The organism is Curtobacterium sp. 1310 (assembly GCF_017834105.1).
Classification (GTDB): domain Bacteria; phylum Actinomycetota; class Actinomycetes; order Actinomycetales; family Microbacteriaceae; genus Curtobacterium.
The window spans coordinates 188,298-204,592 of the sequence record NZ_JAFICY010000001.1 but is presented as its reverse complement, the minus strand read 5'-3'; the positions used below and the strand labels follow the sequence as shown (position 1 = coordinate 204,592).

The 16,295-nt window shown below is 71.7% G+C and carries 12 protein-coding genes; all 12 read right to left on the bottom strand.

Going from position 1 to position 16,295, the window contains the following annotated elements; genetic code table 11:
• Positions 1–48: 48 nt before the first annotated feature.
• Entirely contained in the window at positions 49–5,886 is a 5,838-nt protein-coding gene (locus JOD95_RS00930; RefSeq protein WP_209682397.1) for an Ig-like domain-containing protein, read from the bottom strand.
• Positions 5,883–7,292, bottom strand: coding sequence for a serine/threonine-protein kinase (locus JOD95_RS00925; protein WP_209682395.1), 1,410 nt, complete (start codon positions 7,290–7,292; stop codon positions 5,883–5,885). Before JOD95_RS00925 ends, JOD95_RS00930 begins: the two co-directional genes overlap by 4 nt.
• Before the next feature lie 152 nt (positions 7,293–7,444).
• Positions 7,445–8,266, bottom strand: a complete 822-nt coding sequence (locus JOD95_RS00920; protein ID WP_209682393.1) for a PP2C family serine/threonine-protein phosphatase — start codon at positions 8,264–8,266, stop codon at positions 7,445–7,447.
• A 52-nt stretch (positions 8,267–8,318) separates the two neighbouring features.
• Positions 8,319–9,044 carry an FHA domain-containing protein gene (locus JOD95_RS00915; protein WP_144411307.1) on the bottom strand — a complete coding sequence of 242 codons (726 nt, stop codon included), beginning with the start codon at positions 9,042–9,044 and terminating at the stop codon, positions 8,319–8,321.
• Positions 9,045–9,046: 2 nt separating this feature from the next.
• Positions 9,047–9,658, bottom strand: a complete 612-nt coding sequence (locus JOD95_RS00910) for a hypothetical protein (RefSeq protein WP_209682390.1) — start codon at positions 9,656–9,658, stop codon at positions 9,047–9,049.
• A 108-nt stretch (positions 9,659–9,766) separates the two neighbouring features.
• Positions 9,767–10,528, bottom strand: coding sequence for a YaaA family protein (locus JOD95_RS00905; RefSeq protein ID WP_066654616.1), 762 nt, complete (start codon positions 10,526–10,528; stop codon positions 9,767–9,769).
• A gap of 5 nt (positions 10,529–10,533) precedes the next feature.
• Positions 10,534–10,797 (bottom strand): F0F1 ATP synthase subunit epsilon, encoded by a 264-nt coding sequence (locus tag JOD95_RS00900; RefSeq protein ID WP_058729238.1) that lies wholly within the window; start codon positions 10,795–10,797, stop codon positions 10,534–10,536.
• Between the two features lies 1 nt (position 10,798).
• Positions 10,799–12,253: a F0F1 ATP synthase subunit beta gene (gene atpD / locus JOD95_RS00895; RefSeq protein ID WP_066654617.1), complete on the bottom strand. Its 1,455-nt coding sequence runs from the start codon at positions 12,251–12,253 to the stop codon at positions 10,799–10,801.
• A gap of 46 nt (positions 12,254–12,299) precedes the next feature.
• Positions 12,300–13,202, bottom strand: coding sequence for a F0F1 ATP synthase subunit gamma (locus JOD95_RS00890; RefSeq protein WP_069710758.1), 903 nt, complete (start codon positions 13,200–13,202; stop codon positions 12,300–12,302).
• The gene (gene atpA, locus JOD95_RS00885; RefSeq protein ID WP_066654625.1) at positions 13,203–14,831 is read right to left on the bottom strand and encodes a F0F1 ATP synthase subunit alpha; all 1,629 of its coding nucleotides are present in this window, start codon (positions 14,829–14,831) and stop codon (positions 13,203–13,205) included.
• A 109-nt stretch (positions 14,832–14,940) separates the two neighbouring features.
• Entirely contained in the window at positions 14,941–15,735 is a 795-nt protein-coding gene (locus tag JOD95_RS00880) for a F0F1 ATP synthase subunit delta (RefSeq protein ID WP_066654626.1), read from the bottom strand.
• 2 nt (positions 15,736–15,737) lie between these two features.
• A complete protein-coding gene (locus tag JOD95_RS00875; RefSeq protein WP_066654628.1) occupies positions 15,738–16,292 on the bottom strand; it encodes a F0F1 ATP synthase subunit B in 555 nt (184 codons plus the stop codon).
• Positions 16,293–16,295 lie beyond the last annotated feature (3 nt).

The following is a 16,295-nucleotide window of genomic DNA, read 5'->3' as shown; positions in this document are numbered from 1 at the left end:
GCGGTGGGGTCCTCGTTCTGGTGGTGGGATCGCTGCCGGGTCGTGACCCTAGCCTGCGGAGGAGGTACTCGGGTCGGTGCCGGACGGCGGGTCGGACGCGCCGGCGTCCGGAGTGGTGACGGCGCTGCGTGCACCGACCGGGTCCTGCTGGCCCTGCACCGTGGCCTTGACCCGGATCGAGGAGTACCCGTCGGGAACCGGGTCGCTCGTGGTCCACGGCGCGCCCGTGGCCGGGTTCGTGTCGGAGCAGACCACGGCAAGGGTGCAGTACGAGATCTCGTAGTCATCCGGCTTCGGCAGCAGACGGCCGTTGTTGTCCGGCGGGTTGATCACCGGCGCCTGCCCGACGACCGCGCTGACCACGGTCGCCCGCGTGGTGAACGCGGTGGCGGTCGCCGGGGCGCTCGACGCGCAGTACTGTCCGTCGGTCGCGCACGCGGTGAACACCACGCTCGTCTCGAGCCCGTAGCCTGCCCCCGCCCCGAGCGACGCCGACCCGCTGAAGCGCACGCGGGGACCGCCGCCCACCGAGTAGTAGAGGTAGGGCGTGGACGCCTGCGCGGTGGCGCGGAGGCCGACCGCCCCGTCGGCGTCGGGCCCACCGGCCGGTTCGACCGTGCCCGTCGGGGCGTCGGGCGTCTGGTAGCCCTGCACGCTGGCCGGCTGCGACGCCGTGCAGAAGAGCCCGTTGTCGGCGAGGGCGACGTAGCGGTACTGACTCGTGATGCGGTCGTTCGCGGACGAACCGTTCCAGACCTTCTCGGCTCCGGCGGTCGAGCACCCGGACGGGATCGGGGTGGACGCCGCGTACTTCGCGATGCGCCAACCGGGGGTCCCGCCGGCCCAGTCGGCCTCGGACGCGCTGAGGGCGACCGCGGTCGTCGATCCGTCCGGCTGTCCCGTGGCCGACAGCTCCGGCGTGCCGGGGGCACCGACGGCCGAGCCGGTGGCCGACGCGTCGTTCCACTGCACCGGGCTGCCGTCGCGGTCGGCGGCGTTCCGGGCAGAGACCCGCACCGTGTACTCGGCGCCGCTCTGCGCGCCCGGGAAGGAGGTGCTCGTCGCGGTCCCGACGTTCTTCGTCGCCGACAGTCCCGGCCCCTGGACGGACACGACGTAGTTCGAGACGGACGATCCGCCGTTCGGCGTCGCGACACGGTCCCACGCGACGTCGAGCTGGTCCGGCGTCGCGCTGCTCGGCGTGACGCGCACGCCCTTCGGCGCTGCCGGGACGAAGTCGGCGCTCATCGGCGCGGACTGCGGCGAGGGCTCCGAGTCGCCGACGGCGTTCCGAGCGACGACGGAGAAACGGTACGACGCGGACGGGTCGATGCCCGTCAGGGTGCAGACCGTCGCGGTGCCGCAGTCCTTCGCGACGCCGTTCGTCCCCTGGACCCGGTAACCGGTGATCGGTGCGTTGTTCGCCTGCGGGGTGGCCCACGTCAGCGTCAGCTGGCCACCCTGGAACGTGCCGGTCCGGGTGGGCGCGCCCGGCGCGTCGGGAGCGTCCTGGACGGCGATGGTCACGTCGCCCCAGACGTACCGCGACGGGTCGTCCGTCGCGTCGGCGACCTGGTACTGCAGGTGCGCGTCGACGGGTTGGGCACGGTCGCCGACGGTGACCTGGAGCCGGGACCGGTCGGCACTGGGCGTCACGCTCACACCGGCGGGGAGACCGCCCGAGAGTCCGCGGATGGCGACGACCCGCAGCCGCTGGTCGGGGAACGGGTTCGTCGCCTGGTCGTTCGACAGGACGTCGATGGTCGCGGTCGTGCCACGCTCGACGACCGCCCGGTCCGCCCCGGGCTGCACGAGCGGCCTGGTCGAACCGACGATGCCGACCCGAACCACCCCGGCGCGACCGGCGTTCGCGTCGTCCGACACCCCGATGCCGATCGAGGCCGTCGTGTCCTTCCGGGCGTCCTCCGCCACCGAGATCCGGAGCTGCTGGCCCTGCACGGTCGCGGTGGTGCCGGCGCCCGGGCGGCTGACCACCGAGTACCGGAGCTCCCGGAGGTCGTCCGGGTACGGGTAGTCCGTCAGCTTCGTCAGGTCGAGGGTGCGGGAGTCACCGGGCTGCAGGTCGATCGACGACCCGGTGAACGCCGGCGGCTGGTTCGACCGGGGTGTCACCTTGATCGGGAGCACGAGCGTCGCGACGCGGCCCTTGCCGCCGTTCGCGCTCGACCCGTCGGTGACCTCGAACGAGATCGACGCGTTGCCGTAGTACAGCTTCGAGGACGTGAACTGCAGCGTGGACCGGTCGACGACGAGGTCCTGCCCGTTCGCGTGCGTCGCCTTGACGGTCCCGCGATCGGTGATCTGCGCGGTCCGTCCGTTGGCCGTGACCACGTAGCGGTCGAGCGGGATGCGCACGGTGGCCTCGCTCTTCACGGTCACCGCGCCCACGCTGCGGTCCACCTGCGGCAGGGCGTCGTCGAACCCGGGCACGTGGACGAACCCGTAGGCGACGACGTCGGGGTGGTCGCTCCGGGTGACGGAGAACGGCACGACCTGTGACGCGTCCGTCAACCGGATCTCGATCCGACGGTCGCTCGTGACCCGGGCGGTGTCGCCGTAGCCGTCGACCACCCCGACCTCGAGGCGGGAGGTCGACCCCTCGGCGAAGAAGACGTTCTGCAGGACGTCGACGGTGACGCTCTCGCGACGCAGGATGTCCTGCAGGTCGAGCGTGGTGTCCTCGACCTCGGGACGGAGCGGCGGGGCGTCGCGGTCGACCGTCACCGTCAGGAACGCGGTGCTGGAACCGCCGCTCTCGTTCGTGACGGTGTAGAGCACCGCGAAGTCGCCCTCGGTCGCCGAACGCGGTGGCGTGACCCGGACCTGGCTGCGGTGGAGCACCTCGGCGGTGACCCCCGGGGCGGTCGGCTCGGCCGCGGTGACGGACAGCTGCCCGCCCTCCGGGTCGGAGTCGTTCTGCAGCACGCGCACGGTCACGGACCCACCGGGGCGGATGGTGACGTGGTCGGCCTGGGCGACGGGGTTCGATGCCTGCTCCGCACGGGGGCTGATGCCGACCCGGACCGTGCCGGTCGCGCGGGCACCCAGCGCGTCGACCACCGTGTAGGTGAACTCGTCGGTCCCGGCGGAGTAGTCCCCGGCGTCGTAGGTCAGCGCATCGGCGGTGACGTCGCTGACCGAGCCCTTCTCGGGGTTGTCGCCGACCCCCACGAGCTGCACGGAGTCGCCGTCCGGATCGGTGCCGTTCAACGGCACGGTGATGCGCACCGCCTGCCCCGCGACCGCGCGCGCCGTCACGGTCTTCGGCACCGGCGGGTTGTTCGTCGCGGCGTCACGCTCGCGCACCGAGATCGAGACGGACGCGTCCGCGTACTGCCCGTCCGGACCGTGGACGCGGTAGACCGCGGTGTGGTTGCCGGGTGTGTCCGGGGCGAGGTACCGGAGCCGGTCGCCGGACACGAAGAGCAGCCCGCCGTCACCGGGCACGTTCTGCACGAGCTGCGGGTCGAGCGTCAGCGGCTCGCCCTCCGGCTGGGTGTCGTTCGCCAGCACGTCGATCTCGGCGACGTCGCCGACCCGCACCGTGGCGGAGTCGGACTGCGCGACCGGCGGCTGGATGCGGTCCGGTCGCGGGATCTCGACGACGGTGATCGTCCCGGTGGCGCTGGCCAGACCGTTCGACTCCGTGTACGCGAAGGTCACCGGTGCGTCGAGCGGCGCGGTCAGGGTGACCCGCACGACGTGCTGGTCGAGGATGCTCGCCTCGACCCCGCTACCGCGGCCGGGGCCGTCGAGCGCCGTGACCATGAGCACACCGCCGGCCGGATCGGTGTCCGTCGCGGTGACGTCGGTGTCCTTCGTCGAGAGGGTGGTCACGAACACCGTCTTCGGCGTCGTGATCGGTGGCGTCGAGGCGTCGGGCGGAGCGAGCACGGAGACGCGCACGACGCCGCTCACGGTCTTCGTGCCGTCCGTGACGGTGTACTCGAGCTGGTGGTCCCCCGCTCCGGCCCCCTGGACGCGGAACGTGCCCGCGTCGTAGGACGGGGTGACCGTCAGGCCGCTCGACGAGGAGACGCTGGTGAGCGTGACGGCGCCGTTGCCCCCGCGGACGTGGTCGAGCGGCGTCACCGTGAACGCCTTGCCCGCGTAGCCCTGCACGGCGAACGCGTCGGCGCGCAGCGGCACGCTCCCCTGGGCGGCGACACGCACGGTCATCGATCCGCGGCCGGGGTCGCGGCCGTCGCTCACGACGAGCTGGACGCTGCGGTCACCGGTGCGACCGCTCGCGTTGCGGAAGTCGAGCAGCCCGTCCGGTGTCGTGGAGACGCGGTCGCCGTCCGCCGAGGCGGACTCCAGGTAGACCGGGTCGCCGTCGGGATCGACCCAGTCCGACAGCACGTCGGTGACGACGTGCCCGTTCTGCACGACGTCCGCCGAGGTGCTCCGGACCTGCCGCGGTGGCTCGTTCTCGGACTCGGGGCGGACGGTCACCCGGACGGTCGCGCTGGCCGACCCGCCGTTGCCGTCGGTGATCGTGTACGGGAACGACAGCGTGCCGCTGGCCTCCGCCGTGAGCGAGACCTGGAGCCGCTGGCCGTCACCGACGACGGCGACGCTGCCCTGGCCGTCGGGGACGTCGCCGACCTCGCTGATGACGAGTGGGTCGCCGTTGGGGTCGTAGTCGTTGAGGAGCACGGGCAGGCTGGTCGTGCGACCCGGTCGTGCGCCGAGGTCGTCGTCCACCGCCACGGGCGGCTTCTGCTCCTTGTCCACCTGCGGGTCGTCGTCCGACACCCGTTCCTGCTGCCGCTCGTCGTCCTGGTCGACCAGGTCGGCCCAGTTGTCGATGAGCTGTCCACTGCGGCCGATGGCCCACGACCGCCCACTGCGCGGGTCGTTCGCCACGACGGTGTCGCCGTTGTGCACGATCTGCAGGTCGTCGGCGTCGGCGGTCTGCGCGAGCCGCTGGAGGCCGGTGCCCCGACACGAGTCCATCGCCTGTCCGCCCGCCCACGCGGCGTAGGTGCAGGAGCCGACGACGGTCGGTCGTGCCGCTCGACCCGACACCCGGAGCGCGGTCCGGTCCACCTGACCGGAGGCGGAGACGCGCACCAGCCCGGCCGTACCGGCGACGAGGACCGTGGACGAGGAGTCCGAGGACCGCTGCAGCGCGGGCGATCCACCGACGCGGTCGCCGAGGTCGACGCTGTCCCCGTCGACCGAGAGCTGCCCCGAGGTGCGGTCGAGCACGGCGACGTGGTCCCCGAAGGACGCCACCTGGAACTCGTGGCTGCGGTCGAACCGGACCTCCCACCGCCGCTCGACGGTCAGCTCGGTGCCGACGTCGACGAGGGAGGCGCGGCCGGTGCGCGGCGAGTACACCGCGACCCGCTCGTCGGAGGCGTCGAGGACGGCGTCGGCGCCGAGGCTCAGGTCGGCCTTCGTGGACGCGTCGAAGTCGGACAGCTCGGCCGCCGGGGTCGCCCAGAGCTCGCCCGTGTCGCCGTTCCCGACCACCGCGGTGTCCCCCGCGAAGAAGACCTGCGGCGAGCCCGCCGGCAGCGTCACGGCATCGCCCACGGTGGCGTCGGCGACGTCGACCTTCGCGACGGTGCCCTTCGTGCCGTCCACGCTGTACACCTCGGAGCCGCGCTGCACGACCGAGAGGTCGTCGCTCGGGGTGTCGACGGCGGTGTTGAGCTCGAGCACGCCGGTGTTCGCGCGCCCGACGGCGCCGTACTCCGCCGACGGCACCCAGACGGTGCCGTCCCCCAGGTCGACCCGTTGGGTGTGGTACCCCGTGGACACCACCGCGGCGGTCGCGACGACGGCGCCGACGAGGATCGACGCGCAGGCCGTCACCGCCGCGGAACGGTGCTCGGCGAGGAACGCCCGGATCACCCGGCGCTCCCGATCGTGCCGCACTGTTCGGGACTCGCGGCCCCCGTCCTGCCGTCCCGGTTCACCGCGACCGTGATGCACTGCTCGGTACCGGGGTCCCCGGACACGACGAAGGTGGTGCCGGTCTGCTGGCTCGTCGCGCCGGCCGACGTGATGACGTAGGTGTCCCCGGCACGGAGCCCGGGATCGTCCCAGCTGAAGGACACCGAGTCGCCTCCCCCGCGTGCGGTCACGTCGCGAACCGTCGGGACGGACCCCGTGCCGGCGCGCGTCACGAGCAGGACGCTCACCACGGCGAGGGCCGCGACCACGACGACACCGGCCGCGCCGGCGACCACGAGGGTCGAGCGCTTCCGGCGACGCGCGATCGTCGCCGACCCGGTGCGGTGCACGGTGCCGACGCTCTGGACGCCGACCGACGTCCCGCCCTGCACCGCCCGCCGTGTCCGTCGGCGGGCCGCCACACGCGAGGGTGCCTGCAGTTCCCGCACGACGGTCCGGTCGCCCTCCGACGACGGGGTGGCCACCGCCCACGACTCGACCGCCACGTCGGCCGGGGTCTGCGGGATCCCGAGCTCCGCCTCGACCTGTTGGAGCCCGCGGACGAACTCCATCACGGTGGCGGGACGAGCAGCCGCACGACGGGCCATCGCCGTCGCGAGCAGCCGTTCGAGCGACGGGGGCACGTCGGTCCGGCCGGTCGAACCCACGCCGCCCTTGTCGATCCGGTCCATCAGGTCTGCCGCCGAGTTCCTGCCGCCCGGGACCTCGAACGGAGAGCGCCCCGCGAGCAGCGAGTACACCGTCGCTGCGAGCGAGTAGACCTCGGACTGGACGGAGCCGCGGGACTCGTCCCCCAGCACCTCGGGCGCGGACCACGGGATGGACATGCCCACCGGCTCGTCGGGGTCGGCGCTGCCGATGGTCGCGGCGATGCCGAAGTCGGAGAGGACGGGGCTGCCGTACGCGGTGCGCAGGATGTTCGAGGGCTTCACGTCTCGGTGCAGCACGCCCTCGCGGTGGGCCGTCTCGAGCGCGGAGCCGATGCGGACACCGACGGCCAGGACCTCGGACACGGGGAGCGGCTCGCGTCGGTAGCGCTGGCTGAGCGACGACGAGCACAGCTCCATGACGAGGTAGGGACGGCCGTCGGCCGCGATGCTCGCCTGGAACACCGTGAGGATCGCGGGGTGCGTGCTGAGCCGCGCCATCAGGTTCGCCTCGGCCTGGAACATCTGCCGCACGCGCTCGTCCACGACCTCGTCGAGGAGCACCTTCACCGCCACCTGCCGGCGTGGCATGTCCTGCTCGTAGAGGAAGACGTCGGCGAAGCCCCCGGAGCCGAGGACGTGGACGGGGGTGAACCCGGCGATCACCGGCGGGTCGGACGGCAGGCGTCGAGCCATCAGCGTCGTTCCCTTCCCCGGCCCGCGGCCGGCCCTTCCGTTCGTCGCGGCCAGGCCATTCTACGAAGGGCGATCCGACAGCCGGCGGCCGCGGGCGTCCCTGTGGAGGACGGCCATCCCCCACTTCGGGGGTGGTCGTACGGGTGCGACGCTCAGTGGCGCGGCAGGGTGTCCTCGACGTCGGAGTCCTCCGGTGCGGCGTCGACCTGCACGACCACCACGGTGACGTTGTCACGACCGCCGGCGACCACCGCGTCCCCGACCAGACGTTCCGCCAGTGCCTGTGCCGCGGGCACCCGGGCCGCGATCCGGGCGATGCCGACGTCGCCGAGCTCCTTGGTGAGGCCGTCGGAGCAGACGATGTAACGGTCCCCCGCGCGGAGCGGCAGCGTCCACCAGTCGGGCTCCGGGGGCTCGCCGAAGCCGACTGCCCGCGTGATGACGTTGCTGTCGGGGTGCTGCTCGGCGTCCTCGGCCCGGAGCAGCCCGGCGTCGACCATCTCCTGCACGACCGAGTGGTCGATCGTCACCCGACGGAGCGCGCCGGACTCGATCCGGTAGGTGCGGGAGTCGCCGACGTTGAAGACCAGCGCTGCCGGCTGCCCGTGGGACGCGACGAGTGCGACCCCGGTCACGGTCGTGCCGGCGCCGAGGGCGTTGCCACCGGCAGCGCGCTCGATGTCGGCGGTCGCGAGCAGCAGCGCGCGCTGGATGTCCTGACGGCTGGTGAAGGCACCGGTGGTGACCTGGTCGAGCCGACGGACGACCGCGTCGCTCGCCCGGTCACCCGCGAGGTGTCCGCCCATGCCGTCGGCGACCACGAAGAAGGGTGCGCCGACGAGGTAGCTGTCCTCGTTGTGGTCGCGACGGCGACCGACGTCGGTCGCCGCTCCCCACGAGAGCGTCAGGGGTGTGCCGGCAGCGCCGGGGACGTCGATGGCGTGCTCGGTGGCAGCTCGGCCGAGTTCGGTCACGGTTTCAGGGTCGCTCTCTGGGAGTGGAGGGGCGTGCCGGACGGTGGGTCCGTCACGGGGCCGGCGGGAACGGTGGGAGGCCGTCGTCCGGTCCGGCCCGGAGGTGCGGCGACAGGACCTCGATGACGTTGCCGTCACCGATCTCGACGAGCGTACCCGTCAGGACGACGATCGATGCACCCGCCGTCATCCGGAACGGCGCGGCGCCGGGAGGGCGGACGACGGTCCCGTTCGTCGACCGCAGGTCCGCGACGACGGCGGCCTCGCCCTCGGCGTGCAGCAGCACGTGCGACGACGACACCTGGCCGCTCGGCGACGGGACGGTCACCAGGACCGGCCCGCCGTCGACGACGACGCGCGGCGCGGCGGGCCGACGACCCACCACCAGGGGCCGGTCGAGGCGGACCACCCGGCCGCCGACGCGGACCGACGGGGTCCTACGGACGAGCGGCCCGTCCTCGGCACGTGGTGCTCCCGCTCCGGGCGGCACCACCGGCAGTGGACCACCGGGACGAGCACGCAGGACCGTGTCCTCGTCGGACGGTCCGGCCCCCGGTCGCGCACCGCGCCCGGGCCGGACGACCGTGTCGCCGTAGGGGTCGCCGTACGGATCGTCGTCGAGGGCACCGTCGGCGGCCGCAGCGGCGGCGCCGAGGGCACGGAGGCCGGCGCTCCCCGTGCGGGACGGGTCACGACCTGCGTCGGTCGGCGACGGTCGGGCACCGGGGCGCGCACGGATGACCGTGTCGTCGTCCTCGCGCACCGGTTCCCGCACCATGGTCATCCCACCGTAGACGATCCGGTCGACCCCGTGGGAGTGCCCCACGCCGGTCCGTGGCCGGACCGGACCGCGCGCAGGATCAACCACCCGAACGGGTCGTCCGGTCGGGAGTCGAGGGCGTGCCGGGCGCGGACCTCCGCACGGGCGGACGACCCGAGCGCCCAGGCACACCAGGCGCCCAGCGACAGCGCACCGGCCGCCCCCACCGCGACGTCGCCGCCCGGGGCTCCGTCCGCACGCCAGGTCCGCCATGCCGAGGCACATCGGTCGCCGGCCAGCCGGAGTCGCGCGCGGTCCGGCTCCGGACCCGAGCCGCCGAGCGCGGGCGGCGTCGGATCGTGGAACGGGTCGAACGGCACGACCGTCCGGGGGTCCGGCCGGTCACGCGCGGCCAGGAAGCCGACCAGCGCGAAGCGGGTCGCGAGGGCGCCGCACGCCGTCGCGACCGCGACCGCCTGCGGTCGGGCGAGCGCTTCCGCGGCGCTGCCTCCACCGGTCGCCGCCGGCGGCGCCACGAGGGCGACGCAGGCGGCACGCAGCGTGACCGCGGCGGCGATCTCGCGCGGGTAGCGCACCAGGGTGGGTGGGAGTCCGTGTCTCGTCGAGGTCATGCACGAGATCGTGACGGGAGGAGCGCCTCCAGACCGGCGAGCCCCGACCTGTTTGTGGACGGCCGCGGCTGTCCGGGCGGTTGTGCAGGAGCGAGCGCTGCTCCGCCGTCAGACCCGCGCGGGCTCGAGGCTCTCCGCGACCAGGTCCCAGCCGTCGTCGGTCCGCTCCACCACGACGCCGTGCTCGCCCGCCCACCGCAGGAGCGAGGCCGGGTCGCCGACGTCCGCACCGGTCCGTGCGAGCAGCGCGGTCAGTCGACCCTTCGCCGTCTTGTTCCAGTGGTTGAGCGCTCGACGTCGTCCGCCGCCGTCGACACTGACCACCCGCAGGACGACCGCGTCGTCCAGGGGTCCGAGCGATCGGTAGCCCTCGGAGCGCAGGTCGAGCACGAGACCACCGGTCCGAGCGCCGAGCACGTCGCTGGACGGTCCCGGCCAGTGCTTCGCGAGCCGGAGCGCACCGAGCCTCGAGTCGTGCGAGAGCCGGTACGCCGGGATGTGGTCGCCCGCACCGATCGGTCCGAACATCGCGGACTGGACCAGCACGTGGTCCGTCCACCAGCGACGTGTGGCGTCGTCCGCGCCCGTGGCGTCGAGCGGGTCGTAGAGCACGCCCGTGTAGCGCTCGACCGCCGGCAGAGTCGGCGCGGTGTCGAGCTCGAGATTGCGGAGGCGCTCGGCGACCGACTTCGGTCCGAGCTTGAGGGCCGTCCGTGCCGTGGACTCCTCGGAACTGACGGAGCGGGCCGCGGTGATCACCGCGGCCCGCTCGTCGGCCAGTTCCGGGAAGGACAGCGCACCCAGGTCGAGGGTGCGTGCCGTGTCCCCGCCCTCCCGCTTCGTCTCGGACGGCGGGAGGAGGACGGTCAGTCCGGTCAGGACGCCAGCGCGGCCTGCCGCGCCACGATCGTGACCGTGTCGTGCTCGACCGACAGGAAGCCGTCCTCGGCGTCCGCCGTCACCGTCGAGCCGTCGGCCCGGGTGATGCGGACCTGGCCCTGCGCGAGGGTGGCGAGCAGCGGCTCGTGCCCCGCGAGGATGCCGATCTGGCCCTCCGTCGTGCGTGCCACGACCATGGTGGCGTCGCCCGTCCAGACCTCACGGTCCGCCGAGACGACGCTCACGGTGAGTGCCGCCATGTCAGCGGTTCTCCTTCTGGATCTGCGCCCACTTCTCTTCGACGTCGTTGATGCCACCGACGTTGAAGAAGGCCTGCGTCGCCACGTGGTCGAACTCGCCGTCGGCGATCGCGCGGAAGGACTCGATCGTGTCCTTGAGCGGGACCGTCGAACCCTCGACACCCGTGAACTTCTTGGCCATGTAGGTGTTCTGCGAGAGGAACTGCTGGATGCGACGAGCGCGCTCCACCGTGATCTTGTCCTCTTCGGAGAGCTCGTCGACACCGAGGATCGCGATGATCTCCTGCAGCTCCTTGTTCTTCTGCAGGATCTGCTTGACGCGCGTCGCCGTCTCGTAGTGGTCGGCACCCAGGTACCGGGGGTCCATGATCCGCGACGTGGAGGTCAGCGGGTCGATGGCCGGGTACAGACCCTGCGACGCGATCTCACGCGAGAGCTCGGTCGTGGCGTCGAGGTGCGCGAACGTGGTCGCCGGAGCCGGGTCGGTGTAGTCGTCGGCCGGCACGTAGATCGCCTGCAGCGAGGTGATCGAGTGACCACGCGTCGAGGTGATGCGCTCCTGGAGCACACCCATCTCGTCGGCGAGGTTCGGCTGGTAGCCCACCGCGGACGGCATGCGACCGAGCAGCGTCGAGACCTCGGAGCCGGCCTGCGTGAACCGGAAGATGTTGTCGATGAAGAGGAGCACGTCCTGCTTCTGGACGTCGCGGAAGTACTCCGCCATCGTCAGCGCCGACAGGGCCACGCGCAGACGCGTTCCCGGCGGCTCGTCCATCTGGCCGAACACGAGGGCGGTCTTGTCGAAGACACCCGCCTCTTCCATCTCGCCGATGAGGTCGTTGCCCTCACGGGTGCGCTCGCCGACACCGGCGAACACCGACACACCACCGTGGTCCTGCGCGACGCGCTGGATCATCTCCTGGATGAGGACCGTCTTGCCGACGCCCGCACCACCGAAGAGGCCGATCTTGCCACCCTGCACGTACGGCGTGAGGAGGTCGATCGACTTGATACCGGTCTCGAACATGGTGGTCTTCGACTCGAGCTGGTCGAAGGCCGGGGCCTTGCGGTGGATCGGCCAGCGCTCGGTGATCTCGAGCTTCTCGTCGGTGTTGAGCACGTTGCCCAGCACGTCGAAGACCTTGCCCTTGGTGACGTCGCCGACGGGGACCGAGATCGGGGCGCCCGAGTCACGGACCTCCTGACCACGGACCAGGCCGTCGGTCGGCTTCAGCGAGATGGCGCGGATCAGGTCGTCGCCGAGGTGCTGCGCGACCTCGAGGCCGATCTCCTGCGACGAGTCACCGATGGTGATGGTCGTGTACAGGAGGTTGTACATCTCCGGGATGGCGTCGTGCGGGAACTCGATGTCGACGACGGGACCCGTGACACGGGCGATCCGGCCGACACCGGGCGCCGACGACGTCTCGACCGCGGTGGTGGCGGTGTCGGTCATGGCTGGTGCCTTCCTGAGGGGTTCTGTCCGCGAGCTTCGCGGACCACTACTTCTTCTTCGACGAGAGGGCGTCGGCGCCGCCGACGATCTCGGAGATCTGCTGGGTGATCTCGGCCTGACGCGCGTTGTTCGCGAGACGGGTGAACTCGCTGATGAGCGAGTCGGCGTTGTCACTGGCGGACTTCATGGCCTTCTGCCGGGCGGCGTGCTCGGAAGCGGCCGACTGCAGCATGGCGTTGAAGATGCGGCTCTCGATGTAGACCGGGAGCAGCGCGTCGAGGACGGCGTCCGCATCGGGCTCGAACTCGTAGAGCGGCAGGGGCTCACCGTTCGACGGCTCCTCCACACCCTCGACGACCTCGAGCGGGAGCAGGCGCACGACCTGCGGCTCCTGGGTCGCGAGGCTGATGAACCGGTTGAAGACGATGTGGATCTCGTCCACGCCGCCCTCCGCCGTGTCCTGGAGGAACTTCGACACGACCGCGTCGCCGATCTCCTTCGCCGTCGAGAACTCCGGCTGGTCCGTCCCGCCGATCCACTGCCGCTCGGACGGGCGCTCGCGGAACGCGAAGTACCCGACCGACTTGCGACCGACGAGGTAGAACACGACGTCCTTGCCCTCGCTGCGGAGCAGGGAGGCGAGCTCCTCGCCCTGCTTGAGGACGTTCGAGCTGAACGCGCCGTTCAGGCCGCGGTCCGAGGTGAACAGCACCACGGCTGCGCGGGTCGACGACTCGGGCTCGGTGGTCAGCACGTGGTCGACGTTCGAGAACGTCGCCACGGCCGACACGGCCCGCGTCACGGCCCGCGAGTACGGACCGGACGCGGCCATGCGCGCCTGTGCCTTCTGGATCCGCGACGCCGAGATCAGCTCCATCGCGCGGGTGACCTTCTTCGTGGTCTTCGCCGACTTGATGCGCTGGCGGTAGACCCGGACCTGTGCCGCCATCTAGCGACGACCCTTGACGATCTGCTCCTGGTCGACGTCCTCGGCCTGGGCCGCGTCGAACGACTCCGAGCCGAGCGTCTTGCCGTCGCTCGTCTGGAAGCCCTTCGTGAAGGCGTCGATCTCGCGGTCCATCGCGGCGACGGTCTCGTCGCTGAGCTGGTTCGTCTCACGCAGGGTGGTCAGGACGTCGGAGTTGCGACGCAGGTGCTCGAGCAGCTCGGCCTCGAAGCGGAGCACGTCGGGGACGGGCACCTCGTCGAGCTTGCCGTTCGTGCCGGCCCAGATCGAGACGACCTGCTCCTCGACCGGGTACGGCGAGTACTGCGGCTGCTTGAGGAGCTCCGTCAGGCGCGCACCACGGTCCAGCTGGCGACGCGACGCCTGGTCGAGGTCGGACGCGAACATCGCGAACGCCTCGAGCGAGCGGTACTGCGCGAGCTCGAGCTTGAGCGTGCCGGAGACCTTCTTGATCGACTTGACCTGGGCGTCACCACCCACGCGGGACACCGAGATGCCCACGTCGACGGCCGGACGCTGGTTCGCGTTGAACAGGTCCGACTGCAGGAAGATCTGGCCGTCGGTGATCGAGATCACGTTGGTCGGGATGTAGGCCGAGACGTCGTTCGCCTTGGTCTCGATGATCGGGAGACCCGTCATCGAACCGGCACCGAGGTCGTCGGACAGCTTCGCGCAACGCTCCAGCAGGCGGGAGTGCAGGTAGAAGACGTCACCCGGGTAGGCCTCACGGCCCGGCGGACGACGCAGGAGGAGCGACACCGCACGGTAGGCCTCGGCCTGCTTCGACAGGTCGTCGAAGATGATCAGGACGTGCTTGCCGCCGTACATCCAGTGCTGGCCGATGGCCGAACCGGTGTAGGGGGCGAGGTACTTGAAGCCGGCCGGGTCGGAGGCCGGGGCGGCGACGATGGTGGTGTACTCCATCGCACCGGCGTCCTCGAGCGCACCCTTGACGGAGGCGATCGTGGAGCCCTTCTGGCCGATGGCGACGTAGATGCAGCGGACCTGCTTGTCCTCGTCGCCCGACTCCCAGTTGGCCTTCTGGTTGATGATCGTGTCGATCGCGATGGCCGTCTTGCCGGTCTGGCGGTCACCGATGATCAGCTGACGCTGACCGCGGCCGACGGGGATCATCGCGTCGATGGCCTTGATGCCGGTCTGCAGCGGCTCGTGGACCGACTTGCGGGACATGACGCCCGGGGCCTGGAGCTCGAGGGCACGGCGACCCTCGGCCTGGATCTCGCCGAGACCGTCGATCGGGTTGCCGAGCGGGTCGACCACGCGGCCGAGGAAGCCGTCGCCGACGGGAGCCGAGAGGACCTCGCCGGTGCGGGTGACCTCCTGGCCCTCCTCGATGCCGCCGAACTCGCCGAGCACGATGGCGCCGATCTCGTCCTCGTCGAGGTTCTGCGCGAGACCGAGGGTCCCGTCCTCGAAGCGGATGAGCTCGTTCGCCATGACGCCGGGCAGGCCCTCGACGTGCGCGATGCCGTCGCCCGCGTCGGTGACGTGCCCGACCTCGGCCGTGGAGGCCTTCGTCGGCTCGTAGTTCGAGACGAAGTCCTTCAGGGCATCACGGATCTCATCGGGGCTGATGGTGATGTCTGCCATGGGATTTTCCTTGTTGGTTTCCGGGGCCCTGCGGCTCCGAGAGGGTGATGCTGCCCGTTGAGGGACAGTTCCCGTTGTGGACTTGGAGGGGTCGGCTTCGACGGTACGCTCAGCCGGCCAGCTGGAGCCGGAGCTCCGACAGGCGCGTGGACACCGTGCCGTCGATGACGTCGCCACCGACCTGCACGCGCATCCCGCCGACGACCGCGGGGTCGACGACCTGGTTGACGCTGATGTCCTTGCCGTACCGCTCGCTGATGCCGCGGGCGACGCGAGCCGCCTGACCGTCCGAGAGCGGGGCCGCGGTGGTCACCGTGGCGACGAGCTTGCCGGCCTGGTCGGCCACGATGCGCGAGGCATCGCGGACGATCTCACCGATGCGGCGGCCGCGCGGCTGCTGCACGAGGTGCTCCAGGATCGCGGTGGTCTGCGCCGAGACCTTCGAACCGACGAGCCGCTGGACGAGCGCAGCCTTCTCCGACGGGCTGCCGAGCTTCGTGCCCAGTGCCAGCTCGAGCGCCGCGTCCGAGCGGACGGCGGTCTCGAAGGAGAACAGCTCGGCCTCGATCGACGTCTCCGACGATGCGGTTCCGGCGACGGCGCGGATGCCCGCGTCCTCGACACCCGCGAGCAGGTCCGACGGCGAGGACCAGCGCGAGCCGGCCACCGCGGTCAGCACCGCACGCGTCGCCTCGGACTGACCGGCGAAGACGCGGTCGATGAGGACCTTCTTGCCGACGACGTCCGCGGTCGGGTCCGCCAGCAGTCCGAGCAGCTGGGACGAACCGGCGATCGCACGCCCGGTGGAGAGGATCTCGATGCCCGTGGCGAGGTCGACCGACCCGCCGAGGTCAGCGAGGACCGCCCGCGTGGACGAGAGTGCGGACCGCGTGGCGCTCCGCATGCTCAGCGCTCCCCGGCCGGCTGGCCCTGGGACGCCTCGAGGTCGGCGATGAAGCGGTCGACGACCGCAGCCGACTTCGCGTCGTCCCGCAGGGACTCACCGATCACACCGGAGGCGAGGTCGAGGGCGAGGGTGCCCACCTCGCTCCGCAGCGACTGGAGCGCGCTCTGCCGCTCGGCCTCGATCTGCGCCTGGGCGTTGGCGGTGATGCGTGCTGCATCTGCCTGCGCCTGCTCGCGGACCTCGTTGCCGATCGCGGTCGCGTCGGCACGGGCCTGCTCGCGGATGCGCGAGGCCTCGGCACGCGCGTCGGCGAGCTGCTTGTTGTACTCGTCGAGTGCAGCGGCGGCCTGCTCCTGAGCGGCCTCCGCCTTCTTGATGCCACCCTCGATGGCCTCGGTGCGCTCATCGAGCATCTTCGTGATGCGCGGCGTCACGACGCGCCACATCACGAGGAAGATGATGACGAAGGCCACCGCGGACCACACGATGTCGTACACCGGTGGGATCAGCGGATTGTGGGTCTCCTCCGCCGCGATGATGAGTGCAGTCTGCATCGA